Source organism: Allobosea sp. (assembly GCF_017308075.1).
In the GTDB taxonomy this organism is placed as follows: Bacteria; Pseudomonadota; Alphaproteobacteria; order Rhizobiales; family Beijerinckiaceae; genus Allobosea.
Window position 1 is genome coordinate 128,001 of the sequence record NZ_JAFKFX010000031.1, and the last position, 19,974, is coordinate 147,974.

The window sequence follows — 19,974 nt, forward strand, 5'->3', positions numbered from 1 at the left end:
CGCGAATGGTCGCGCCGGCGCGGAACGTCCGGTTCGGTCGCCCATCAGGGGGTCGGTCGGGCGAAAACTTGAAGGACAAGACATGACAGGCTCGACGCCCCGCGCCCCGCTCGTCCCCGGCACCACCGGCACTTACCCGGTTCTGCCCCTGCGCGACATCGTCGTTTTCCCGCACATGATCGTGCCGCTCTTCGTCGGCCGCGAGAAGTCCATTCGCGCGCTCGAGGAGGTGGTCAAGAACGACGGACTGATCCTGCTCGCCACCCAGAAGAACGCTGGCGACGACGATCCGGAGACCAAGGACATCTTCCAGATCGGCACGCTCGCTCGCGTCCTGCAGCTGCTGAAGCTTCCCGATTCCACCGTTAAGGTGCTGGTCGAGGGCGTCGGCCGTGCCAAGGCGCTGAGCTACAGCGCCGATGACAGTTTCTACCAGGCCGAGGCGGTCGCGCTCGAAGAGGAGCCCGGCAAGAAGGTCGAGGTCGAGGCGCTCGGCCGTTCGGTCGTCAGCGAGTTCGAGAGCTATGTGAAGCTCAACAAGAAGATCTCGCCCGAGATCGTCGCCGCGGTTTCGCAGATCGACGAGCCGGCCAAGCTCGCCGACACCGTGGCCTCGCATCTCGCCGTGAAGATCGTCGACCGCCAGGCCGTTCTGGAGGTGATGAACGTCGCTCACCGCCTCGAGAAGGTGCTCTCGCTGATGGAAAGCGAGATGTCGGTTCTCCAGGTCGAGAAGCGCATCCGCTCGCGCGTCAAGCGCCAGATGGAGAAGACCCAGCGCGAGTACTATCTGAACGAGCAGATGAAGGCGATCCAGAAGGAACTCGGCGACGGCGAGGAAGGCCGTGACGAGCTCGCCGAGCTGGAAGAGCGCATCGCCAAGACCAAGCTGACCAAGGAGGCGCGTGACAAGGCGCTGGCCGAGGTCAAGAAGCTCAGGCAGATGTCGCCGATGTCCGCCGAGGCGACGGTCGTGCGCAACTATCTCGACTGGCTGCTCGGCATCCCCTGGCAGAAGCGCTCGAAGATCAAGAAGGACCTCGCCGCGGCCCAGCAGGTGCTCGACGACGATCACTTCGGCCTCGACAAGGTCAAGGACCGGATCGTCGAATACCTCGCCGTGCAGCAGCGCGCCAACCGGCTCGCCGGCCCGATCCTGTGCCTTGTCGGCCCTCCGGGCGTCGGCAAGACCTCGCTCGGCAAGTCGATCGCCAAGGCGACCGGCCGCGAGTTCGTGCGCATGTCGCTTGGCGGCGTGCGTGACGAGGCCGAGATCCGCGGTCACCGCCGCACCTATATCGGCTCGATGCCCGGCAAGATCATCCAGTCGATGAAGAAGGCCAAGACCTCGAATCCGCTCATCCTGCTCGACGAAATCGACAAGATGGGCCAGGACTTCCGCGGCGATCCGTCGGCGGCCCTGCTCGAGGTGCTCGATCCCGAGCAGAACTCGACCTTCAACGACCATTATCTCGAGGTCGACTACGACCTGTCGAACGTGATGTTCGTGACCACGGCCAACACGCTCAACATCCCGCCGGCCCTGCTGGACCGGATGGAGGTCATCCGCATCGCCGGTTACACCGAGGATGAGAAGGTCGAGATCTCGCGTCGCCACCTGATCCCGGGCGCGATCAAGAAGCACGGGCTCGAGTCGAAGGAATGGTCGATCGACGACGAGGCGCTGATGACGCTGGTCCGGCGCTATACGCGTGAAGCCGGCGTCCGCAATCTCGAGCGCGAGATCGCCAACACCGTCCGCAAGGCGGTGAAGGAGATCGTGCTCTCGAAGAAGAAGAAGGTTGCTGTCACGCCCACCGTGCTCGAGGAGTATCTCGGCCCGCCGCGCTACCGCTATGGCGAGGCGGAGACCGAGGACCAGGTCGGTGTCGTCACCGGTCTGGCCTGGACCGAGGTCGGTGGTGAGCTTCTCACCATCGAAGGCGTGATGATGCCCGGCAAGGGCAGGATGACCGTCACCGGCAATCTGCGCGAGGTGATGAAGGAATCGATCTCTGCGGCGGCATCCTATGTCCGCTCGCGGGCCATCGATTTCGGTGTCGAGCCGCCGCTCTTCGACCGGCGCGACATCCACGTCCACGTTCCCGAGGGGGCGACCCCGAAGGACGGACCTTCCGCCGGCATCGCGATGGCCACCGCCATCGTCTCGGTGCTGACGGGCATCCCGATCCGGCGTGACATCGCCATGACCGGCGAGGTGACGCTGCGGGGCAGGGTGCTGCCGATCGGCGGCCTGAAGGAGAAGCTGCTCGCCGCGCTGCGCGGCGGCATCAAGAAGGTGCTGATCCCCGAGGACAACGCCAAGGACCTCGTGGACCTGCCGAAGTCGGTGAAGAACGGGCTCGAGATCGTTCCGGTCTCGCGCATGGATCAGGTGCTCCAGCACGCGCTGGTGCGTCAGCCGAAGCCGATCGTCTGGGAAGAGGATCTGAAGGCCGCGACGCCGAAGACCTCCGAGGACGATGCCGCGGCAGGTCAGATCGCACATTGAGGCGCTGAGACTAACGCATACAGGCCGCCGGCACCCACCGGCGGCCTTTTTTTGTTACTGGGGCAGGGTGGCTCAAGCGCGCAGCCTGGCGGGAGCAGATCGCCGCCGCGCCGCCGTAGTCGCATGCGCGGATCGCCGCTCGCAGTGCCGGCAGAAGGCTCGGCGCCCCGATTGGGCGATACGATGGGATTGTCGAAGGGAAGGGAAATGGCGCGGGCGACGGGGCTCGAACCCGCGACCTCCGGCGTGACAGGCCGGCACTCTAACCAACTGAGCTACGCCCGCGCGGGCGGCTGAAGGCACTGGCCTCCAGCGAGGTCTTTACTTCAGCTTGCGCTGTCAGGCGGCTGAAGATGTACTGAAAATATGGCGCGGGCGACGGGGCTCGAACCCGCGACCTCCGGCGTGACAGGCCGGCACTCTAACCAACTGAGCTACGCCCGCGCGGGCGGCTGATGGCCTCGGCCCCAGCGCGGTTGGGATTATGGCGCCGGGCGCGAAGTGTCAAGCACGAGCTGTCATCAAATTGTTGGTTCGCTGATTGGCGGTGGAAATCGCCTCGCAAGGCTCGATTCACGCCTCCGCAACGCCGGATTTCGCAGGCCTGCAGGGACCCGGCACCGTCATGGGCCGGCTCTGTATCGGGCGGATCCCGCACATTCCCGGCGAATCTCGGAATCATCAGATCGTCGCGGAGTGGGCCTAGCTTGGGACTTGCCCACAAGCTAAGGCTTGAAGGCTGGAAGGCGAGGCATTAAACGGCTGCTGCGGGGCGGTTAGCTCAGTTGGTAGAGCATCTCGTTTACACCGAGAGGGTCGGCGGTTCGAGCCCGTCACCGCCCACCATATCGGATGCGACGGCTACGCTGAAGCAACCGAAATTCTCTTGCGCTCCGGATAGGCCCGAGATCGGCGGAACGCGTCCGGCTCGGTCTCGATCCTGCTCTCCCGGATCAGCTCACCATCGGTGTCCGTCGCGCAGATGCTGGTGGTGCGACAGACGCATCAAGACCGACGAACAGCTCCATGGCAGGCTCCCTGACCGGTTGAACCGATGGAGCCTGCCCGGAAAGCCTCTGTCCCGTCGTCTTTTGCCCGGGAGGGGGGGCGGAGCCCAAGCAACTCGATCTTTTTGCTTTCCCTGCTCAGGCGGCCTCGAGATGGCCGATGCCGTCCACCAGCATGTTGCAGCCGCGGCTGGCGAGGCCCCACTGGCGGGTGACGACACCGGTCGCGGTGGTCAGGACGCCGCCCGTGGTAAGGGCGATGCCCAGGATCTTCTGGCCGATGCCGGCGCCGGCCACGGTGTCGAGCTCGTCATCGGTCAGGGCGATGGAGGTGTCGCGGGCGGTGTCGAAGGCGTTGGTGGCGGTCATGCTCGGTTTCCTCTCGCTTCCGGCCGGCGACTGCTTCGTCCGGCCTGGTGAGAGGCATTTGACCGCCCTGCGCTTACAGGCACCTTACAGCCGTCATGGCCTCGGCGCCGTATGGCGCACCTCGGTAACGACAAGCCGATCATCGGTGATGGCGAAGACGATCTCGGCTTGACCGCCCGTAGGGCAACAATTGGCGTCATCGCTTCGCCACAGTGCGGGACGTGCTACGAGACCCGACCAGGGATCGCGGAATTCGTACTGGACCCCCTTCCAGATTTGGAGACCGCTCGGCACGTGTTCGGCTATGGTCGCGCGCCAGCTCTTCATGTCGACGGCGCGCCAGGCGGTTCCGTCCCACCGGTAGAGCCTGTCAGCATTGTAGGCTCCGGTTCCGCCAGTATAGCCGGGAACGTGCAGCAAGCCGTCCTCATTGACGCGCGGCGGAAAGAAGCGCCAGCCGTCAAAGCCGGAATCGCGCCGTCTCCATGTGCCGGCCTCGCTCTGCAACAGCACGAAGCCGCCGAGCACGCCGTCCTCCGGGGTGAAGCCGGTTTGGGTCTGCCAGGCCAGCATCGGAGCGCCCTCGCTGGCACCACCGTCATTGTTGATGAAGCCGGCGGTCAGCACCTTGCAGCTTTTTAGGATGGTCTCGACGCAGACCGTATTGATCCTCCTAACATCGACGGCATTCTCAGCGTGCGCCGCCGTGCTGAAGCCAAGAAAAGCCGTCATCTGGATCGAAAGACGGACCGGCATTCTTACCGGGATTCTTGCCGACCTTCCCGTCAGGACCTCCACCACGCCAGCTCCTTGTAAACCGATAAGGTCCTGCACATTGGCCACGCCCGTGGATTCATGCAGACGTTGAGTGGAGCGCGGCACAATTCACGGGGCGCTGGGTCCATGCCGACAATCTAGGGGACATTCGCGATGGCCAATCCCCCAACTCGGGGGATGAACCGGTGCCTGGTTCTCTTCAATCTAAGATCGGGGGAGACAGATCATGGCAATCGCACTTTTCAGCGTCGCGGTTGCGGTCTTCGGCAGTTTCGCCATGGGCGCGGTAGAGGCGGGAGCGGCTCTCGGGCTCTTCTCCTTCCTTGGGCTTTGGTTCGGCAAGCGAGCCTTTACGGACGGCTGATCAGCGCTTCACCGAGCTGAGCCGTGCGATCTCCGTCCGCAGCTCCGTTTCGCACATCTTTGATCCCGCGTTCCTCCCGATCGGTCGAGCCGGCAACGCCATCCGGACTGACGCTGAGCTTTGGCGGCGTCAGGCCTGCGGGCGATCGCGCATTCGTGCTTCCACTCTTCCGATTAGGTCGAAACCTCGCGGCCGGCGAGATGGGGATAGGCGATCGGCGGCTGCGAGAACGCGCCATTTCGCGCCCAGCGGATCAGCTGTCCGCCGTCTCCTTCGCCATCACGGCCGCGATCGCCCGCTCCAGGGCTTCGAAGGCATAGGGCTTCTTGAGTAGCGCGGTGCGCGGCGCGCCTTCGAAGCCCGCCACCTCGCTGTGCCCCGTGACGAAGACGATCGGCTGCTCCGGGCGCATCTGCCGCGCGCGGCGCGCCAGCTCGTCGCCCCGCAGATCGGGCAGGCCGATATCGGTCATCAGGATGTCGATGGGGCGGTTGGCGAGCAGCGCCAGCGCCTGCATGCCGTTCTCGGCCTCGACGGCGATGTGACCGAGCTCCTGCAGCAGGTCGACCGTATCGAGCCGGATCAGCGTCTCGTCCTCGCAGACCAGCACCGTGTAGATCGTCCGCTCCGGGGCAGGGGCGGCCTGCACTTCCGGCTGCTCCGCTGCGGGCTTGGGCATCTTGCCGTCGCGCGCCAGCACCTGCCGTACCTTCCGGGCCAGGGCATCGCGGGCATAAGGCTTCGACAGCAGGTTGACGCCCGCATCGAGGCGACCGCCATGCACGATCGAGTTCTCGGTATAGCCGGAGGTGAACAGCACGCTGAGCTGGGGCAGCTTTTCCTTGGCCTTGCGCGCGAGTTCGGCGCTCTTCAGCGGGCCGGGCATGACGACGTCGGTGAAGAGCAGGTCGATCGCGACGCCGCTCTCCACGACGGCCAGCGCGCTCTGGGCGTCCGGCGCCTTGAGCACGCGGTAGCCGAGGCCTTCGAGCAGCCCTATGACCGTATCGCGCACCGCGTCGTCGTCCTCGACGACGAGGATGGTCTCGCTGCCGCCGACCACAGGGCCGGTATCGACCTCGACGGGGATGTCTTCCGCCTCGGACGAACGCGGCAGATAGAGCCGCATCGTCGTGCCTTGTCCGGGCTCGCTGTAGACCTTCACATGCCCGCCCGACTGCTTGACGAAGCCGTAGACCATGGAGAGGCCGAGCCCGGTGCCCTTGCCCTCGGGCTTGGTCGAGAAGAACGGCTCGAAGACCTGCGCGATCACCTCGCGACTCATGCCGGTGCCGGTATCGCTGACCGCGATCTGGACATATTGGCCGGCCTCGACGTCGGCATGCGCGGCGGCATAGGTGTCGTCGAGAAAGGCGTTGCCGGCCTCCACCGTCAGCCGGCCGCGCCCGCCCATGGCGTCGCGCGAATTGATCGCCAGGTTGAGGATCGCGTTTTCGAGATTGGCGGGGTCGACGAGCGTGTTCCACAGTCCGCCGGCGATCACCGTCTCGATCTCCACGGCTTCGCCGAGCGTGCGCCGCAGCAGGTCGTCCATGCCGCGGATCAGGCGCCCGACATTGACGACCTTCGGCTCCAGCGGCTGGCGTCGCCCGAAGGCGAGCAGCTGCGCAGCGAGATGCGAGCCGCGCGCGACGCCGGCCATCGCCTTCTCGATCCGGGCCTGCGCCTTGTCGTTGCCCGGCATTTCGCGCGCGAGGAGCTGGAGATTGCCGCCGACGACCTGCAGCAGGTTGTTGAAGTCGTGCGCGACGCCGCCGGTCAGATTGCCGATCGCCTCCATCTTCTGCGCCTGCACCAGCATGGTTTCGACACGGGCGCGCTGCTCGATCTCGGCGGCGAGCCGGGCATTGCTCTCCTCCAGCTCGCGCGTGCGGGCCGCGACTCGCTGCTCCAGCGCCGCGCTGTCGGAACGGATCTGTTCGGAGGCATCCGACATGGCATCACGCAGGGCGGCGAATTCGCGCAAGCGCGTCGGCGCGGTGATGGGGCCGTCCAACCGGCCGAGCCGTGCGCTCGCCGCGGTCAGGGTCGCCAGCGGCTTGCCGATGAGGCGCCATAGCCAGAGCGCCACGAGCGAGGAGACGAGCAGCGCCGCCAGTCCGAACGCGATCAGCGATTGCAGGGCTGTGTTGAGCGGTTGCCGGATGAGGCTCTGCCGGATGCTGGCGGCGATCAGCCAGTCGGCGAGGTCGGAGCGGACATAGCCGACCAGCACAGGTTCGCCCTTCGCGCTCTGGCCCTCGAAATTGCCGCTCTGGCCGGTCGCCTTGGCGAGGAAGGCCGGCACGCCTGCCTTGCCGCTATAGGCGGCATGGTCCTGCGAGCGTGTGACGTATTGCCCGCGCCGGTCGCCGACGGCGACGAGCCAGTCCGCGGGGACGACCGGTCTCAGCACATCGTTGAGTCGCTCGGTATTGGCACTGATATGCAGCAGGAATTCCGGCCGGCCGTCGAATTCCAGCGGGATGATCATCGTGATCAGCGTTTCGCCGGTCATGGCGCCGACGAAGACATTGGAGACGACCGGCTTGCGCAGGGAGATCGCGTCGCTGTCGACGTCGAACTGATAGTTGGGCAGCTTGGTGCCGAACGGGAAGCGCGTATTGACGATCTGCGTGCCGTCGAGGCTGCGCAGCCCGATCTCGGCCCCGACGAAATGCTTGACCAGAGTCGCCTGCCGATAGAACGCCTCGAAATTGCGCGAGCGCAGGTTCTCGGAGGTCGCGAGCGTCTGCAGCGTGGTTTGCCAGCCGCCGAGATAGCGGTCGAGGATCGAGGCGGCGGCGCTGGCGACTTCGCGGGCTTCTTGCCGGTAGCGTTCGTTCTCCGACCCGGCGAAGCGCTGCAGCAGCAGCCCGGCGAACAGCAGGCCGGGGACCACGATCACCGCGATCAGGGACAGGATGACCAGCCGGGCCGGAATGCCGCTGGCTTTACCCGATGCCGTCATGCCCTGCAGTCCCCGGTCGCGATGTCATTGCAAGCTGTAACATGGGCCGCGGCAGCCGCCAGCCCATTGCGCACGGGATCGCCGGGGCGTCACCAGGGCCGCCGTGGTCCCGTGTCGATATGGATCAACCCGTTCCAGTAGACCTTGTTTCCGCCGACCTCGGGCAGGTTTCTGGCGAAATCCAGAACGGCGCGCGGCCTCACGCCCGGCACGCGGAAATCCATGGCCTCGCAGCGCTTGTGGAAGGAGCCGCGCCGGGCCCGCCAGGGCGGCCGCCAGGTCGAGGTCACTTTCACCGCCCCGTATTTGTCGGCGATCTTGCCGAGGATCTTCTTCAGGACCGGCGGCAGGCAAACGATCGAGGTTCCCGGATCCGTCGAGATGCCCGGCTGCTCCGGCTTCTCCTCGGGGTCGAAGGCCGGCTCCTGCTCGGACTGTCCCGGCGTGCGCTGCGGCCATTCCGGCCCTTCGTCGTCGTCCGGCTGCGCCAAGGTAGGGCCCGGCGCGGCGGCCGTCGGGATCGGTGCTTCGGCCGGTGCCGGCGGGGCGGGAACCACGACCACGGGTTCGACCGGGCCCGGCTTCAGGTCGAGGTCGAACGGGCGCTCCGGCGGCAATTGCATGCGGACGGTCTGTGCCGCCGCCGGTGCCGTCATGAGGATGAGGCAGAAGGCCAGCGCGCTCGCGTCGCCGCTCAGCCGCGACATGCCGTTTCCGCTATTCCCGAGGCTGACGTCGTGGCGGGTTCAACCTGCACGGATGGCCTGAACATCGCTGAAAAACCGCCTCTTGCGTTGCCTTTGGGCTGTGCGCCGCGCGAATCGTCGGGAATCTCCGGAACGCTGACGTTAGGGCCGATCTGCCATGACCGGACGCGCCGCGACAACCGCCTGCTTGCGTTTGCGCGGGGGAGGGGCAAAAATCCGGCCGAACCGCGCGGTTTTCCCGCTCCTGTCGTGATGACGCTGGTGCATGCGGGGCGGGCATGGCGCTGCCCGCTTTGTGCGACGCGGCAAACCCTTGCGTGATTCTAAAGCAGGGGCTAATCGACTGGCGAGATTGGGGTGCGCAGCCGGCGCGCCGGCTTTTGCGGGGTGTCACATGCAAGCTCTTCCTGTGCAGTCCCTGCTGTCCGATTATCTGCCGCTGGCCATCTTCATCGGCCTGTCGCTGGTGATCGGCCTGGCTCTGCTGATCGCGCCCTTCGCCGTCGCCTATTCCAAGCCGGATGCCGAGAAGCTCTCGGCCTATGAGTGCGGCTTCAACGCCTTCGACGATGCGCGCATGAAGTTCGACGTGCGCTTCTATCTCGTCGCCATCCTCTTCATCATCTTCGACCTCGAGGTCGCCTTCCTGTTCCCCTGGGCCGTCGCCTTCGGCGGGCTCGGCTGGTTCGGCTTCTGGTCGATGATGATTTTCCTCGGCGTGCTGACCGTCGGATTCATCTATGAATGGCGCAAGGGCGCGCTCGAGTGGGATTGATCAAAGTGTCGCGTGAGCCTGCCTCCGTGCCGTCGGCATTGTTGGATTCGTCGAAACCCGGAAGGTCGAACTAATGGCCATGACTGCGATCGATCGCGGCGATCCGCTCGTCGCACCCGCGCCCAAGGGTCTTCTCGGCCCCGACGGCAAGCCCGTCGGCTCGCGCGATCCCTTCTTCGTCGAGATCAACAACGAGCTGGCGGACAAGGGTTTCCTCGTCACCGCCACCGACGACCTGATCAACTGGTCGCGCACCGGCTCGCTGATGTGGATGACCTTCGGTCTCGCCTGCTGCGCGGTCGAGATGATGCAGCTCTCGATGCCGCGCTACGACGTCGAGCGCTTCGGCTTCGCGCCGCGCGCCTCGCCGCGTCAGTCCGACGTGATGATCGTTGCGGGCACCCTGACCAATAAGATGGCTCCGGCTTTGCGCAAGGTCTACGACCAGATGCCGGAGCCGCGCTACGTCATCTCGATGGGCTCCTGCGCCAATGGCGGCGGCTACTACCACTACAGCTATTCGGTGGTGCGCGGCTGCGACCGCATCGTGCCGATCGACATCTATGTGCCGGGTTGCCCGCCGACGGCTGAAGCCCTGCTCTACGGCGTGCTGCTGCTGCAGAAGAAGATTCGCCGCACGGGCACGATCGAGCGGTAAGGAATTTCGGCCCCGGCGTCTTTCCGGGGTCGAGCGTAGCGAGGAGCCCGGAACCCATGAGCACAGGTGTTCCGGAGAATGGCTCCGACTGTGTTCATGGATTCCGGGATCGCGCCTGCGGCGCGCCCCCCGGAATGACCTGATGGTGAGATGATGAGCGAAGCGCTCGTGACATTGGGCGAAGAGATCAAGGCGGCGCTGCCCGGCGCGGTCACGAACGCGCTCGTCGCTTTCGATGAGCTCACCGTCGAGGCCGAGACCGGCGCCATCGTCCAGGTGCTGCGCACGCTCTATGACGATCCGCGCTTCCGCTTCGTCAATTTCACCGACATCGCCGGTGCCGACTATCCCGGGCGCGAGCAGCGCTTCGAGGTCGTCTACCACCTGCTCTCGCCGCGGCATAACCGCCGCGTCCGCGTCAAGGTCCGCACCGACGAGGCGACTCCGGTCCCCTCCGTGATCGAGGTCTTCCCGGCCGCGAACTGGTATGAGCGCGAGGCCTATGATTTCTACGGCATCCTGTTCTCGGGCCATCCTGACCTGCGCCGCATCCTCACCGATTACGGTTTCGAGGGCTATCCGCTGCGCAAGGACTTCCCGCTGACCGGCTTCGTCGAGGTCCGCTATGACGACGAGCAGAAGCGCGTCGTCTACGAGCCGGTGAAGCTGAACCAGGAGTTCCGCAACTTCGACTTCCTCTCGCCCTGGGAAGGCACGGAATACGTGCTGCCCGGCGACGAGAAGGCGAAGGGGGCCTGAGGCGATGGCTGCGAGCGCGCCCGTATCGGGAGGCTGTCTGTGCGGCGCGATCCGTTTCCGCGCCGTGCCGGCCAAGCCTGAAATGGATGTCTGCCATTGCGGCATGTGCCGGCGCTGGAGCGGCGGCGTGTTCATGGCCGTGCCCTGCGGCGAGGTGACGATCGAGGATGAGAGCCGTCTCGGCCGCTATCCCTCCTCCGACTGGGCCGAGCGCCAGTTCTGCTCGGTCTGCGGATCGAGCCTGTTCTGGCGGCTGCGCAGCGGCGAGGGGCATGTCGCGGTCTCGCTGCAGAGCTTCGACGACCTGACGCCTTTCACCTTCCTCGAAGAGATCTTCATCGACGAGAAGCCAGGCCTTTATGCCTTTGCCGGCGAGCGCCCCCGCCTGACGGGTGCCGAGGTGATGGCGCGGTTCCAGGCTGAGCAGGACGCCCGGACATGAGCGAGCACAACATCCGCAACTTCTCGATCAATTTCGGCCCGCAGCATCCGGCGGCGCACGGCGTGCTGCGCCTGGTGCTGGAGCTCGACGGCGAGATCGTCGAGCGTGTCGACCCGCATATCGGCCTGCTGCATCGCGGCACCGAGAAGCTGATCGAGGCCAAGACCTATCTCCAGGCGGTGCCCTATTTCGACCGGCTCGACTATGTCGCGCCGATGAACCAGGAGCATGCCTTCGCGCTGGCGGTCGAGAAGCTGATGGGCGTGACCGTGCCGCGCCGCGGCCAGCTCATCCGCGTGCTCTATTCCGAGATCGGCCGCATCCTCTCGCATATCCTCAACGTCACCACGCAGGCCATGGACGTCGGCGCGCTGACGCCGCCGCTCTGGGGCTTCGAGGAGCGCGAGAAGCTGATGATCTTCTACGAGCGGGCCTGCGGCGCGCGCATGCACGCGGCCTATGTCCGGCCCGGCGGCGTACACCAGGACCTGCCGCCCTCGCTGATCCACGACATCGCCGAATGGTGCGATCCGTTCCTCAAGGTCTGCGACGATCTGGAAGGGCTGCTGACCGACAACCGCATCTTCAAGCAGCGCAATGTCGATATCGGCGTGGTCGATCTCGAGACCTGCTGGAAATGGGGCTTCTCGGGCGTGATGGTGCGCGGCTCCGGTGCCGCCTGGGACCTGCGCAAGAGCCAGCCCTATGAGTGCTACGAGGAGATGGAATTCGACATCCCCGTCGGCAAGAACGGCGACTGCTACGACCGCTACTGCATCCGCATGGAAGAGATGCGCCAGTCGGTCCGCATCATGAAGCAGTGCTGCGAGAAGTTGCTGGCGGCCGATGGCGGCGGGCCAGTCTCCTCGCTCGACGGCAAGATGGTGCCGCCGAAGCGTGGCGAGATGAAGCGCTCGATGGAAGCGCTGATCCACCATTTCAAGCTCTACACCGAGGGCTACAAGGTGCCCGAGGGCGAGGTCTACGCCGCGGTCGAAGCGCCCAAGGGCGAATTCGGCGTCTATCTCGTCTCCGACGGCACCAACAAGCCCTATCGCTGCAAGATCAAGGCCCCGGGCTTCGCCCATCTCCAGGCCATGGATTTCATGTGCCGCAAGCACATGCTGGCGGACGTCTCCGCGATCCTCGGCTCCCTCGATATCGTCTTTGGTGAGGTGGACCGCTGATGTCCGTCCGTCGTCTCGCGCCCGATCACGTCCAGCCCGCTTCCTTCGCCTTCACTCCGGCGAACGAGAACTGGGCCGACCAGCAGATCGCCAAGTACCCGGAAGGCCGGCAGGCCTCGGCCGTGATTCCGCTGCTCTGGAAGGCTCAGGAACAGCACGATGGCTGGCTGCCGCGTGCTGCGATCGAAGCGGTCGCCCACAAGCTTGGCATGGCGCCGATGCGGGTGCTGGAGGTCGCGACCTTCTACACCATGTTCAGCCTGCAGCCGGTGGGCCAGCATTTCGTCCAGCTCTGCGGCACCACGCCCTGCGCGCTGCGCGGCGCCGAGGCGCTGAAGAAGGTCTGCGAGGACGTCATCGGCCCGCAATCGACTGTGACCGCGGACGGCAAGCTCTCCTGGCTCGAGGTCGAATGCCTCGGCGCCTGCTGCAACGCCCCGATGGCGCAGATCAATTTCGACTATTACGAAGATCTGACGCCCGAGAATTTCCGCAAGCTCCTCGACGATCTGCGCCATGGTCGCCCGACCAAGCCCGGCCCGCAGATCGACCGTTCCTGCTCGGAACCGGTCGGCGGCGGCGAGACGCTGAAGGACGCTTCCCTCTATGACGGCTCGGTGATCGGCGCCGGCGATTGGCAGAAGCGCATCGCCAAGCAGCGCGAAGAGGCTGCGATCAAGATCGCCAGCGAGAAGGCTGCCGCGGAAGCCAAGGCGAAGGCCGAGGCCGAGGCTGCCGCCGTGACCGGCAAGGCCGGCCCGACCGACACCAAGACCGCGCCGGCCCCCGAGGCCGCCGCGCCCGCCCGTCCGAAGCCGTCCGAGCCGGGGCAGCCGGCGAGCGCTGCGCAGGACACGCCGTCCGCGACCGGCAAGGCGATCAAGGATGCCGACAGGCCCGCTCCCGCCGCGACCGAAACCAAGCCCGAATTGCTGACCGCGGCCCGCGGCGGCAAGGGCGACGATCTCGAGCTGATCTGGGGCGTCGGGCCGAAGCTGGCGGTCATGCTCAACGAGATGGGCATCTGGCATTACGATCAGGTCGCAGCCTGGACACCGGCCGAACTGGCCTGGGTCGACGCGCGCCTGACCGGATTCAAGGGCAGGGCGGTCCGTGACGACTGGATCAGCCAGGCCAAGAAGCTTGCGACCGGCTGGCGGCCGGACGGCAAGCTCGGCGACAAGCCGGTGAAGTGAGGCGAAAACCATGCTCGCAGATCGCGACCGCATTTTCACCAACCTCTACGGCCGGCACGACCTGTCGCTGAAGGGCGCCATGCAACGTGGCGCCTGGGACGGCACCAAGTTCCTGCTCGAGCAGGGCCGCGACTGGATCATCGACGAGATGAAGAAGTCGGGCCTGCGCGGGCGCGGCGGCGCCGGCTTCCCGACCGGCCTGAAATGGTCGTTCATGCCCAAGCAGAGCGACGGGCGCCCGCACTACCTCGTCGTCAATGCCGACGAGTCGGAGCCCGGCACCTGCAAGGATCGCGAGATCCTGCGCAACGATCCGCATACGCTGATCGAGGGCTGCCTGATCGCCTCCTTCGCGATGGGCGCGCACGCCGCCTACATCTATCTTCGCGGCGAATATATCCGCGAGCGCGAGGCGCTGCAGCGCGCCGTCGACGAGGCCTATGCGGCCAACCTTCTCGGCAAGAACAACAAGCACGGCTATCCGTTTGATCTTTATGTGCATCACGGTGCCGGCGCCTATATCTGCGGTGAAGAGACGGCGCTGCTCGAGAGCCTCGAAGGCAAGAAGGGCATGCCGCGGCTGAAGCCGCCTTTCCCGGCCAATGTCGGCCTCTATGGCTGCCCGACCACCGTCAACAACGTCGAGTCGATCGCGGTTGCGCCGACCATCCTGCGCCGCGGCGCGAGCTGGTTCTCCTCGATCGGCACGCCCAACAATGTCGGCACCAAGCTGTTCTGTGTCTCCGGGCACGTGAACAAGCCCTGCAACGTCGAAGAGGCGATGGGCCTGACCTTCCGCGAGCTGATCGACCGCCATTGCGGCGGCATCCGCGGCGGCTGGGACAACCTCAAGGCGGTCATCCCCGGCGGCTCTTCGGTGCGCATGGTGCCGGCCGAGCAGATCATCGACACGCCGATGGATTTCGACTCGCTCTCCAAGCTGAAGTCCGGCCTCGGCACCGCCGCGGTGATCGTCATGGACAAGTCCACCGACATCATCCGCGCCATTGCCCGCATCAGCTACTTCTACAAGCATGAGAGCTGCGGCCAGTGCACGCCGTGCCGCGAAGGCACGGGCTGGATGTGGCGCGTCGTCAGCCGCATGGCTGAGGGCCGGGCGCAGAAGCGCGAGATCGACATGCTGCTCGACGTTTCCAAGCAGATCGAGGGCCACACCATCTGCGCGCTGGGCGATGCTGCCGCCTGGCCGATCCAGGGCCTGATCAACCATTTCCGCCACGAGATCGAGCAGCGCATCGACGACTATGCCGCCAACCCGCATGGTGAGCCGGTCAGGCTCATGGCGGCGGAGTGAGACCATGACCAAGCTTCTGATCGACGGCATCGAGGTCGACGTTCCCCCGGAGTACACCGTGCTCCAGGCCTGCGAGGCGGCGGGCGCCGAGGTGCCGCGCTTCTGCTTCCATGAGCGTCTCTCGATCGCCGGCAATTGCCGCATGTGCTTGGTCGAGGTGAAGGGCGGGCCGCCGAAGCCGCAGGCCTCCTGCGCCATCGGCGTGCGCGATCTGCGCCCCGGCCCGAACGGCGAGCCGCCGGTCGTCTCGACCAAGTCGCCGATGGTCAAGAAGGCGCGCGAAGGGGTGATGGAGTTCCTGCTCATCAACCACCCGCTGGACTGCCCGATCTGCGACCAGGGCGGCGAGTGCGACCTGCAGGACCAGGCGATGGCCTATGGCGTCGACTCCTCGCGTTTCGTCGAGAACAAGCGCGCCGTCGAGGACAAGTATATCGGCCCGCTGGTCAAGACCGCGATGACGCGCTGCATCCAGTGCACGCGCTGCGTCCGCTTCACCACCGAGGTCGCCGGTGCCTCCGATCTCGGCGCGATCGGTCGCGGCGAAGACATGGAGATTACCACCTATCTCGAACAGGCGATGAGCTCCGAGCTGCAGGGCAACGTCGTCGACCTCTGCCCGGTCGGCGCGCTGACCTCGCGGCCCTACCAGAACAAGGCCCGGCCCTGGGAGCTGACCAAGACCGAATCCGTCGACGTGATGGACGCGGTCGGCTCGGCGATCCGGGTCGACTCCCGTGGCCGCGAGGTGATGCGCGTCCTGCCGCGCATCAACGAGGCGGTGAACGAGGAGTGGATCTCCGACAAGACCCGCCACATCGCCGACGGCCTGAAGACCCAGCGTCTCGACCGGCCCTATATCCGCGAGAACGGTGCGCTGCGCCCGGCGAGCTGGACCGAGGCATTGGCCCTGGTCGCAAGCAAGCTCAAGGCGGCCAAGCCGGAGCGCGTCGGCGCCATCGCCGGCGATCTCGCCGCAGTCGAGGAGATGTTCGCGCTCAAGAGCCTGATCTCGGGCCTCGGCTCGCAGAATCTCGACTGCCGCCAGGACGGCGCGAAGCTCGATCCGGCATTCGGGCGCGCCAGCTACATCCTCAACAGCGGCATTGCCGGGATCGAGGACGCGACCTCGCTGCTGATCATCGGCGCCAATCCACGCAAGGAAGCCGCGATCATCAATGCGCGCATCCGCAAGCGCTGGCTGCGCGGCGACTTCAAGGTCGCGGTCATCGGCGAGCCGGTCGACCTGACCTATGCGCATGAGCATCTCGGCGCCGGCCCCGAAACGCTGGCCGACCTCGTCAAGCGCGCTCCGGCCGCCGGCGAGCGGCCGCTGGTGCTGGTCGGGCAGGGCGCTCTTTCCCGGGCCGACGGCGCGGCCGTGCTCTCGCTCGCCGCCAAGGCGGCGCAGGTGCTGGGCGCGGTCAAGGAAGGCTGGAACGGTTTCGGCGTTCTGCACACCGCCGCCGCCCGCGTCGGTGCTCTCGATCTCGGCTTCGTGCCGGGCGAGGGCGGCCTCGACGTCGCGGGCATGACCGCGGCGGGCGCGCTCGACGTGCTCTATCTGCTCGGTGCGGACGAGATCGAGGTGCCGGCCGGCGCCTTCGTGATCTACCAGGGCAGCCATGGCGACAAGGGCGCGCACCGCGCCGATGTTATCCTGCCGGGCGCGACCTACACCGAGAAGTCCGGCACTTACGTCAACACCGAAGGCCGGGTGCAGATGGCGGCTCGCGCCACCTTCCCGCCGGGCGACGCCAAGGAAGACTGGGCGATCCTGCGCGCGCTTTCGGCCGCGCTCGGCAAGGCCCTGCCTTTCGACTCGCTCGGCGCGCTGCGCCAGGGCCTCTATGCCGCGTACCCGCACTTCGCGGCGGTCGACGCGGTGGCGGCGGGCGATGTCGCCGGCCTCTCGCAGCTCGCCGGCATCGGCGGGGCGACCGAGAAGGCGGGCTTCGTCTCGGCCGTGCATGATTTCTATTCGACCAACCCGATCGCGCGCGCTTCGGCCGTGATGGCGGAATGTTCGGCGCTGGCCTCCGGCCGGCTCCGGCAGGCGGCGGAGTAAGCCTCAGATGAACTGGGACCTCGTCCTCGACCTCGCGATCATCGCCGGCAAGAGCCTGCTGCTGCTGGTCTGCCTGCTGGTCTTCATCGCCTATATCCTGCTCGCCGACCGCAAGATCTGGGCGGCGGTGCAGCTGCGCCGCGGCCCGAACGTCGTCGGGCCCTTCGGCCTGTTCCAGAGCTTCGCGGACCTTTTGAAGTTCGTCTTCAAGGAGCCGATCATCCCGGCCGGCGCCAATAAGGGCGTCTTCCTGCTGGCGCCGCTGGTCTCCTGCGTGCTCGCCCTGGCGGCCTGGGCCGTGATCCCGGTCGCCGAGGGCTGGGCGATCGCCGACATCAATGTCGGCGTGCTCTACATCCTCGCGATCTCGTCGCTCGGCATCTACGGCGTGATCATGGGCGGCTGGGCCTCGAACTCGAAATACCCGTTCATGGGCGCGCTGCGCTCGGCGGCGCAGATGGTCTCCTACGAGGTCTCGATCGGCTTCGTGATCATCACCGTACTGCTCTGCGTCGGCTCGCTGAACCTCTCGGCGGTGGTCGAGGCGCAGAACTCCAGCGCCGGCATGTTCGGCTGGTACTGGCTGCCGCTCTTCCCGATGTTCGTGATCTTCTTCATCTCGGCGCTGGCCGAGACGAACCGGCCGCCCTTCGACCTGCCCGAGGCGGAGTCGGAACTCGTCGCCGGCTTCATGGTCGAATACGCCTCGACCCCGTATCTGCTGTTCATGCTCGGCGAATACGTGGCGATCATGACCATGTGCTCGATGACCACGATCCTGTTTCTCGGGGGCTGGCTGCCGCCGTTCCCGGTGGCGCCGTTCACCTGGCTGCCGGGCGTGTTCTGGTTCGCGCTCAAGGTCTGCCTGGTCTTCTTCATGTTCGCGATGGTGAAGGCCTTCGTGCCGCGCTACCGCTATGACCAGCTGATGCGGCTGGGTTGGAAGGTGTTCCTGCCGCTGTCACTCGCTTCGGTCGTCGTGGTCGCGGCTGTGCTGCAGATCACCGGCTGGGGTCCGGTGCGGTAGTGGAAAACTGGGCCGGCCCGCTCGGAGCCCTGATCGGCTTCGTCCTGGGCTGGCTCGAATACAAGCTGATCGGGGGGACCGTCACGGCGGCATTGCGCCGGACGAATCCTTCGAAGACGCAGGCCGAGCATGACGACTACGAGCGGCGCATCCGCCTGCTCCAGGCGATCCTGCTGGTTCTGATGGTCGGCGGCATGCCGGTCTTGGGTTACGTGATCGGCCGGGCCTTGTTCGGCTGAATGGATGAAGAGGACGAGAGGCGATGTCAGTCGCGCAAGCCGCCAAGGGACTGCTCCTCAAGGAGTTTGTCGGCGCGTTCGTTTTGTCGATGCGCTATTTCTTCAAGCCCAAGGCGACGCTGAACTATCCCTTCGAGAAGGGGCAGCTCTCGCCGCGCTTCCGGGGCGAGCACGCGCTACGCCGCTATCCGAACGGCGAGGAGCGTTGCATCGCCTGCAAGCTCTGCGAGGCGATCTGCCCGGCCCAGGCCATCACCATCGAGGCCGGCCCGCGCCGCAATGACGGCACGCGGCGCACGACGCGTTACGACATCGACATGACCAAGTGCATCTATTGCGGCTTCTGCCAGGAGGCTTGCCCGGTCGATGCCATCGTCGAGGGGCCGAATTTCGAGTTCGCGACCGAGACGCGCGAGGAGCTGTTCTACGACAAGGACCGGCTGCTCGCGAACGGGGCGCGGTGGGAGCGCGAGATCGCGCGCAACATCGCGATGGACGCCCCTTATCGCTGAGGACGAAAGCCCGGCGCGCGGTTGTCGCTTCGGGTAGGCCTGACTATAGACGCTCCAAACTGCACCGGGACTCAAGCAGGGCCCGGCGCGCGACGAAAAACGAGGGCCGCCCCGACGGGCGGAAAGGCTGGCGAAGATGAATGCCGCAGCGGCTTTCTTCTATCTGTTCTCCGGGATCACCATCGCCTCCGGGCTGATGGTGGTGGCGGCGCGCAATCCCGTGCATTCGGTGCTGTTCCTGATCCTCGCCTTCGTCAACGCGGCAGGCCTGTTCCTGCTGCTCGGCGCCGAGTTCCTGGCGATGCTGCTGGTCGTCGTCTATGTCGGCGCCGTCGCCGTGCTCTTCCTCTTCGTGGTGATGATGCTCGACGTCGATTTCGCCGAGTTCCGCCAGGGCTTCCTGCAATATCTGCCGATCGGCGCGCTGATCGGCCTGATCTTCGCCGTCGAACTGCTGCTCGTCGTCGGCACCTGGGCCATCGACCCGCAGATCGTGCGTGCCCCCGTCGCCGCGATCCCGAGCAATGTCAGCAACACCGAGGCCATCGGCCAGGTGCTCTACACCCAGTACATCTACTATTTCCAGGCGGCGGGGCTCGTCCTGCTCGTCGCCATGATCGGCGCCATCGTGCTGACCCTGCGTGAGCGGCCCGGCGTCAAGCGCCAGAACATCGTCGCGCAGAACGCCCGCACCAAGGCGACCGCGATGGACGTGAAGAAGGTGCCCTCGCGCGCCGGCGTTCCCGAGGAGCTCGCGTAATGATCGGCCTTGGCCACTATCTCGCGGTTGGCGCGATCCTGTTCACGCTGGGCGTGCTCGGCATCTTCATCAACCGCAAGAACGTCATCGTCATCCTGATGTCGGTCGAGCTCATCCTGCTCGCGGTGAACATCAACTTCGTGGCGTTCTCGAGCTTCCTCGGCGACATCGTCGGCCAGATCTTCGCACTGCTGGTGCTGACGGTCGCAGCCGCTGAAGCCGCCATCGGCCTCGCCATTCTCGTCGTCTACTTCCGCAACCGCGGCACGATCGCGGTGGAAGACATCAACATGATGAAAGGCTGAGCGCCCACCAGCGCCCGCATCCTG

Annotated in this window: 19 protein-coding genes and 3 tRNA genes; 16 read left to right on the plus strand and 6 right to left on the minus strand. The window is 66.0% G+C overall.

All coding sequences use genetic code 11. The annotated features are described in order from the left end of the window. Positions 1-82 precede the first annotated feature (82 nt). Entirely contained in the window at positions 83-2,512 is a 2,430-nt protein-coding gene (gene lon, locus J0J10_RS14235) for an endopeptidase La (RefSeq protein WP_291647146.1), read from the plus strand. Positions 2,513-2,720: 208 nt separating this feature from the next. Here lon and J0J10_RS14240 read toward each other — a convergent pair. Both J0J10_RS14240 and J0J10_RS14245 read right to left on the minus strand, forming a co-directional pair. Further along, positions 2,721-2,797: transfer RNA gene (locus tag J0J10_RS14240), tRNA-Asp, on the minus strand. Between the two features lie 82 nt (positions 2,798-2,879). Continuing rightward, positions 2,880-2,956, minus strand: a tRNA-Asp gene (locus tag J0J10_RS14245). Positions 2,957-3,282: 326 nt separating this feature from the next. Here J0J10_RS14245 and J0J10_RS14250 point away from each other — a divergent pair. Next, positions 3,283-3,358, plus strand: a tRNA-Val gene (locus J0J10_RS14250). Between the two features lie 299 nt (positions 3,359-3,657). Here J0J10_RS14250 and J0J10_RS14255 read toward each other — a convergent pair. Both J0J10_RS14255 and J0J10_RS14260 read right to left on the minus strand, forming a co-directional pair. Further along, positions 3,658-3,888: a hypothetical protein gene (locus J0J10_RS14255; protein WP_291639579.1), complete on the minus strand. Its 231-nt coding sequence runs from the start codon at positions 3,886-3,888 to the stop codon at positions 3,658-3,660. Positions 3,889-3,981: 93 nt separating this feature from the next. Further along, entirely contained in the window at positions 3,982-4,731 is a 750-nt protein-coding gene (locus tag J0J10_RS14260) for a hypothetical protein (protein ID WP_291647147.1), read from the minus strand. Between the two features lie 160 nt (positions 4,732-4,891). Here J0J10_RS14260 and J0J10_RS14265 point away from each other — a divergent pair, with 160 nt between their 5' ends. Continuing rightward, positions 4,892-5,029 (plus strand): hypothetical protein, encoded by a 138-nt coding sequence (locus J0J10_RS14265; protein ID WP_291639574.1) that lies wholly within the window; start codon positions 4,892-4,894, stop codon positions 5,027-5,029. A 253-nt stretch (positions 5,030-5,282) separates the two neighbouring features. Here the strand turns inward: J0J10_RS14265 and J0J10_RS14270 are convergent, their stop codons facing one another. Then, entirely contained in the window at positions 5,283-8,000 is a 2,718-nt protein-coding gene (locus tag J0J10_RS14270; RefSeq protein WP_291647148.1) for a response regulator, read from the minus strand. Between the two features lie 89 nt (positions 8,001-8,089). Beyond that, complete coding sequence (locus J0J10_RS14275; protein ID WP_291647149.1) at positions 8,090-8,707, minus strand: YcbK family protein; 618 nt, start codon at positions 8,705-8,707, stop codon at positions 8,090-8,092. 409 nt (positions 8,708-9,116) lie between these two features. On the opposite strand from J0J10_RS14275, the gene J0J10_RS14280 reads away from it, so the two are divergent. The 13 genes from J0J10_RS14280 to nuoK all read left to right on the plus strand — a co-directional run bounded on the left by J0J10_RS14280 (position 9,117) and on the right by nuoK (position 19,950). Further along, positions 9,117-9,482, plus strand: coding sequence for an NADH-quinone oxidoreductase subunit A (locus tag J0J10_RS14280; RefSeq protein WP_291639623.1), 366 nt, complete (start codon positions 9,117-9,119; stop codon positions 9,480-9,482). Between the two features lie 79 nt (positions 9,483-9,561). Beyond that, the gene (locus J0J10_RS14285; RefSeq protein ID WP_157089718.1) at positions 9,562-10,140 is read left to right on the plus strand and encodes a NuoB/complex I 20 kDa subunit family protein; all 579 of its coding nucleotides are present in this window, start codon (positions 9,562-9,564) and stop codon (positions 10,138-10,140) included. 153 nt (positions 10,141-10,293) lie between these two features. Then, on the plus strand, positions 10,294-10,899 hold the full coding sequence (locus J0J10_RS14290) for an NADH-quinone oxidoreductase subunit C (protein ID WP_291647150.1): 606 nt from the start codon (positions 10,294-10,296) through the stop codon (positions 10,897-10,899). 4 nt (positions 10,900-10,903) lie between these two features. Continuing rightward, on the plus strand, positions 10,904-11,341 hold the full coding sequence (locus J0J10_RS14295; RefSeq protein ID WP_291647151.1) for a GFA family protein: 438 nt from the start codon (positions 10,904-10,906) through the stop codon (positions 11,339-11,341). Beyond that, the gene (locus J0J10_RS14300; protein ID WP_291647152.1) at positions 11,338-12,528 is read left to right on the plus strand and encodes an NADH-quinone oxidoreductase subunit D; all 1,191 of its coding nucleotides are present in this window, start codon (positions 11,338-11,340) and stop codon (positions 12,526-12,528) included. Before J0J10_RS14295 ends, J0J10_RS14300 begins: the two co-directional genes overlap by 4 nt. After that, a complete protein-coding gene (gene nuoE, locus J0J10_RS14305; protein WP_291647153.1) occupies positions 12,528-13,724 on the plus strand; it encodes an NADH-quinone oxidoreductase subunit NuoE in 1,197 nt (398 codons plus the stop codon). Before J0J10_RS14300 ends, nuoE begins: the two co-directional genes overlap by 1 nt. Before the next feature lie 10 nt (positions 13,725-13,734). Further along, on the plus strand, positions 13,735-15,039 hold the full coding sequence (gene nuoF, locus J0J10_RS14310) for an NADH-quinone oxidoreductase subunit NuoF (protein WP_291639559.1): 1,305 nt from the start codon (positions 13,735-13,737) through the stop codon (positions 15,037-15,039). Between the two features lie 4 nt (positions 15,040-15,043). Continuing rightward, positions 15,044-17,107, plus strand: coding sequence for an NADH-quinone oxidoreductase subunit NuoG (gene nuoG, locus J0J10_RS14315; RefSeq protein WP_291647154.1), 2,064 nt, complete (start codon positions 15,044-15,046; stop codon positions 17,105-17,107). A 7-nt stretch (positions 17,108-17,114) separates the two neighbouring features. Beyond that, on the plus strand, positions 17,115-18,134 hold the full coding sequence (nuoH, locus tag J0J10_RS14320) for an NADH-quinone oxidoreductase subunit NuoH (protein ID WP_066475422.1): 1,020 nt from the start codon (positions 17,115-17,117) through the stop codon (positions 18,132-18,134). Then, the gene (locus tag J0J10_RS14325; protein ID WP_291639554.1) at positions 18,134-18,373 is read left to right on the plus strand and encodes a hypothetical protein; all 240 of its coding nucleotides are present in this window, start codon (positions 18,134-18,136) and stop codon (positions 18,371-18,373) included. Before nuoH ends, J0J10_RS14325 begins: the two co-directional genes overlap by 1 nt. A gap of 23 nt (positions 18,374-18,396) precedes the next feature. Beyond that, positions 18,397-18,885 carry an NADH-quinone oxidoreductase subunit NuoI gene (nuoI, locus tag J0J10_RS14330; RefSeq protein WP_291639552.1) on the plus strand — a complete coding sequence of 163 codons (489 nt, stop codon included), beginning with the start codon at positions 18,397-18,399 and terminating at the stop codon, positions 18,883-18,885. Between the two features lie 136 nt (positions 18,886-19,021). Further along, positions 19,022-19,645, plus strand: a complete 624-nt coding sequence (locus tag J0J10_RS14335) for an NADH-quinone oxidoreductase subunit J (protein ID WP_291639550.1) — start codon at positions 19,022-19,024, stop codon at positions 19,643-19,645. Then, entirely contained in the window at positions 19,645-19,950 is a 306-nt protein-coding gene (gene nuoK / locus J0J10_RS14340; protein ID WP_066475432.1) for an NADH-quinone oxidoreductase subunit NuoK, read from the plus strand. Before J0J10_RS14335 ends, nuoK begins: the two co-directional genes overlap by 1 nt. The last annotated feature ends 24 nt before the right edge of the window (positions 19,951-19,974 follow it).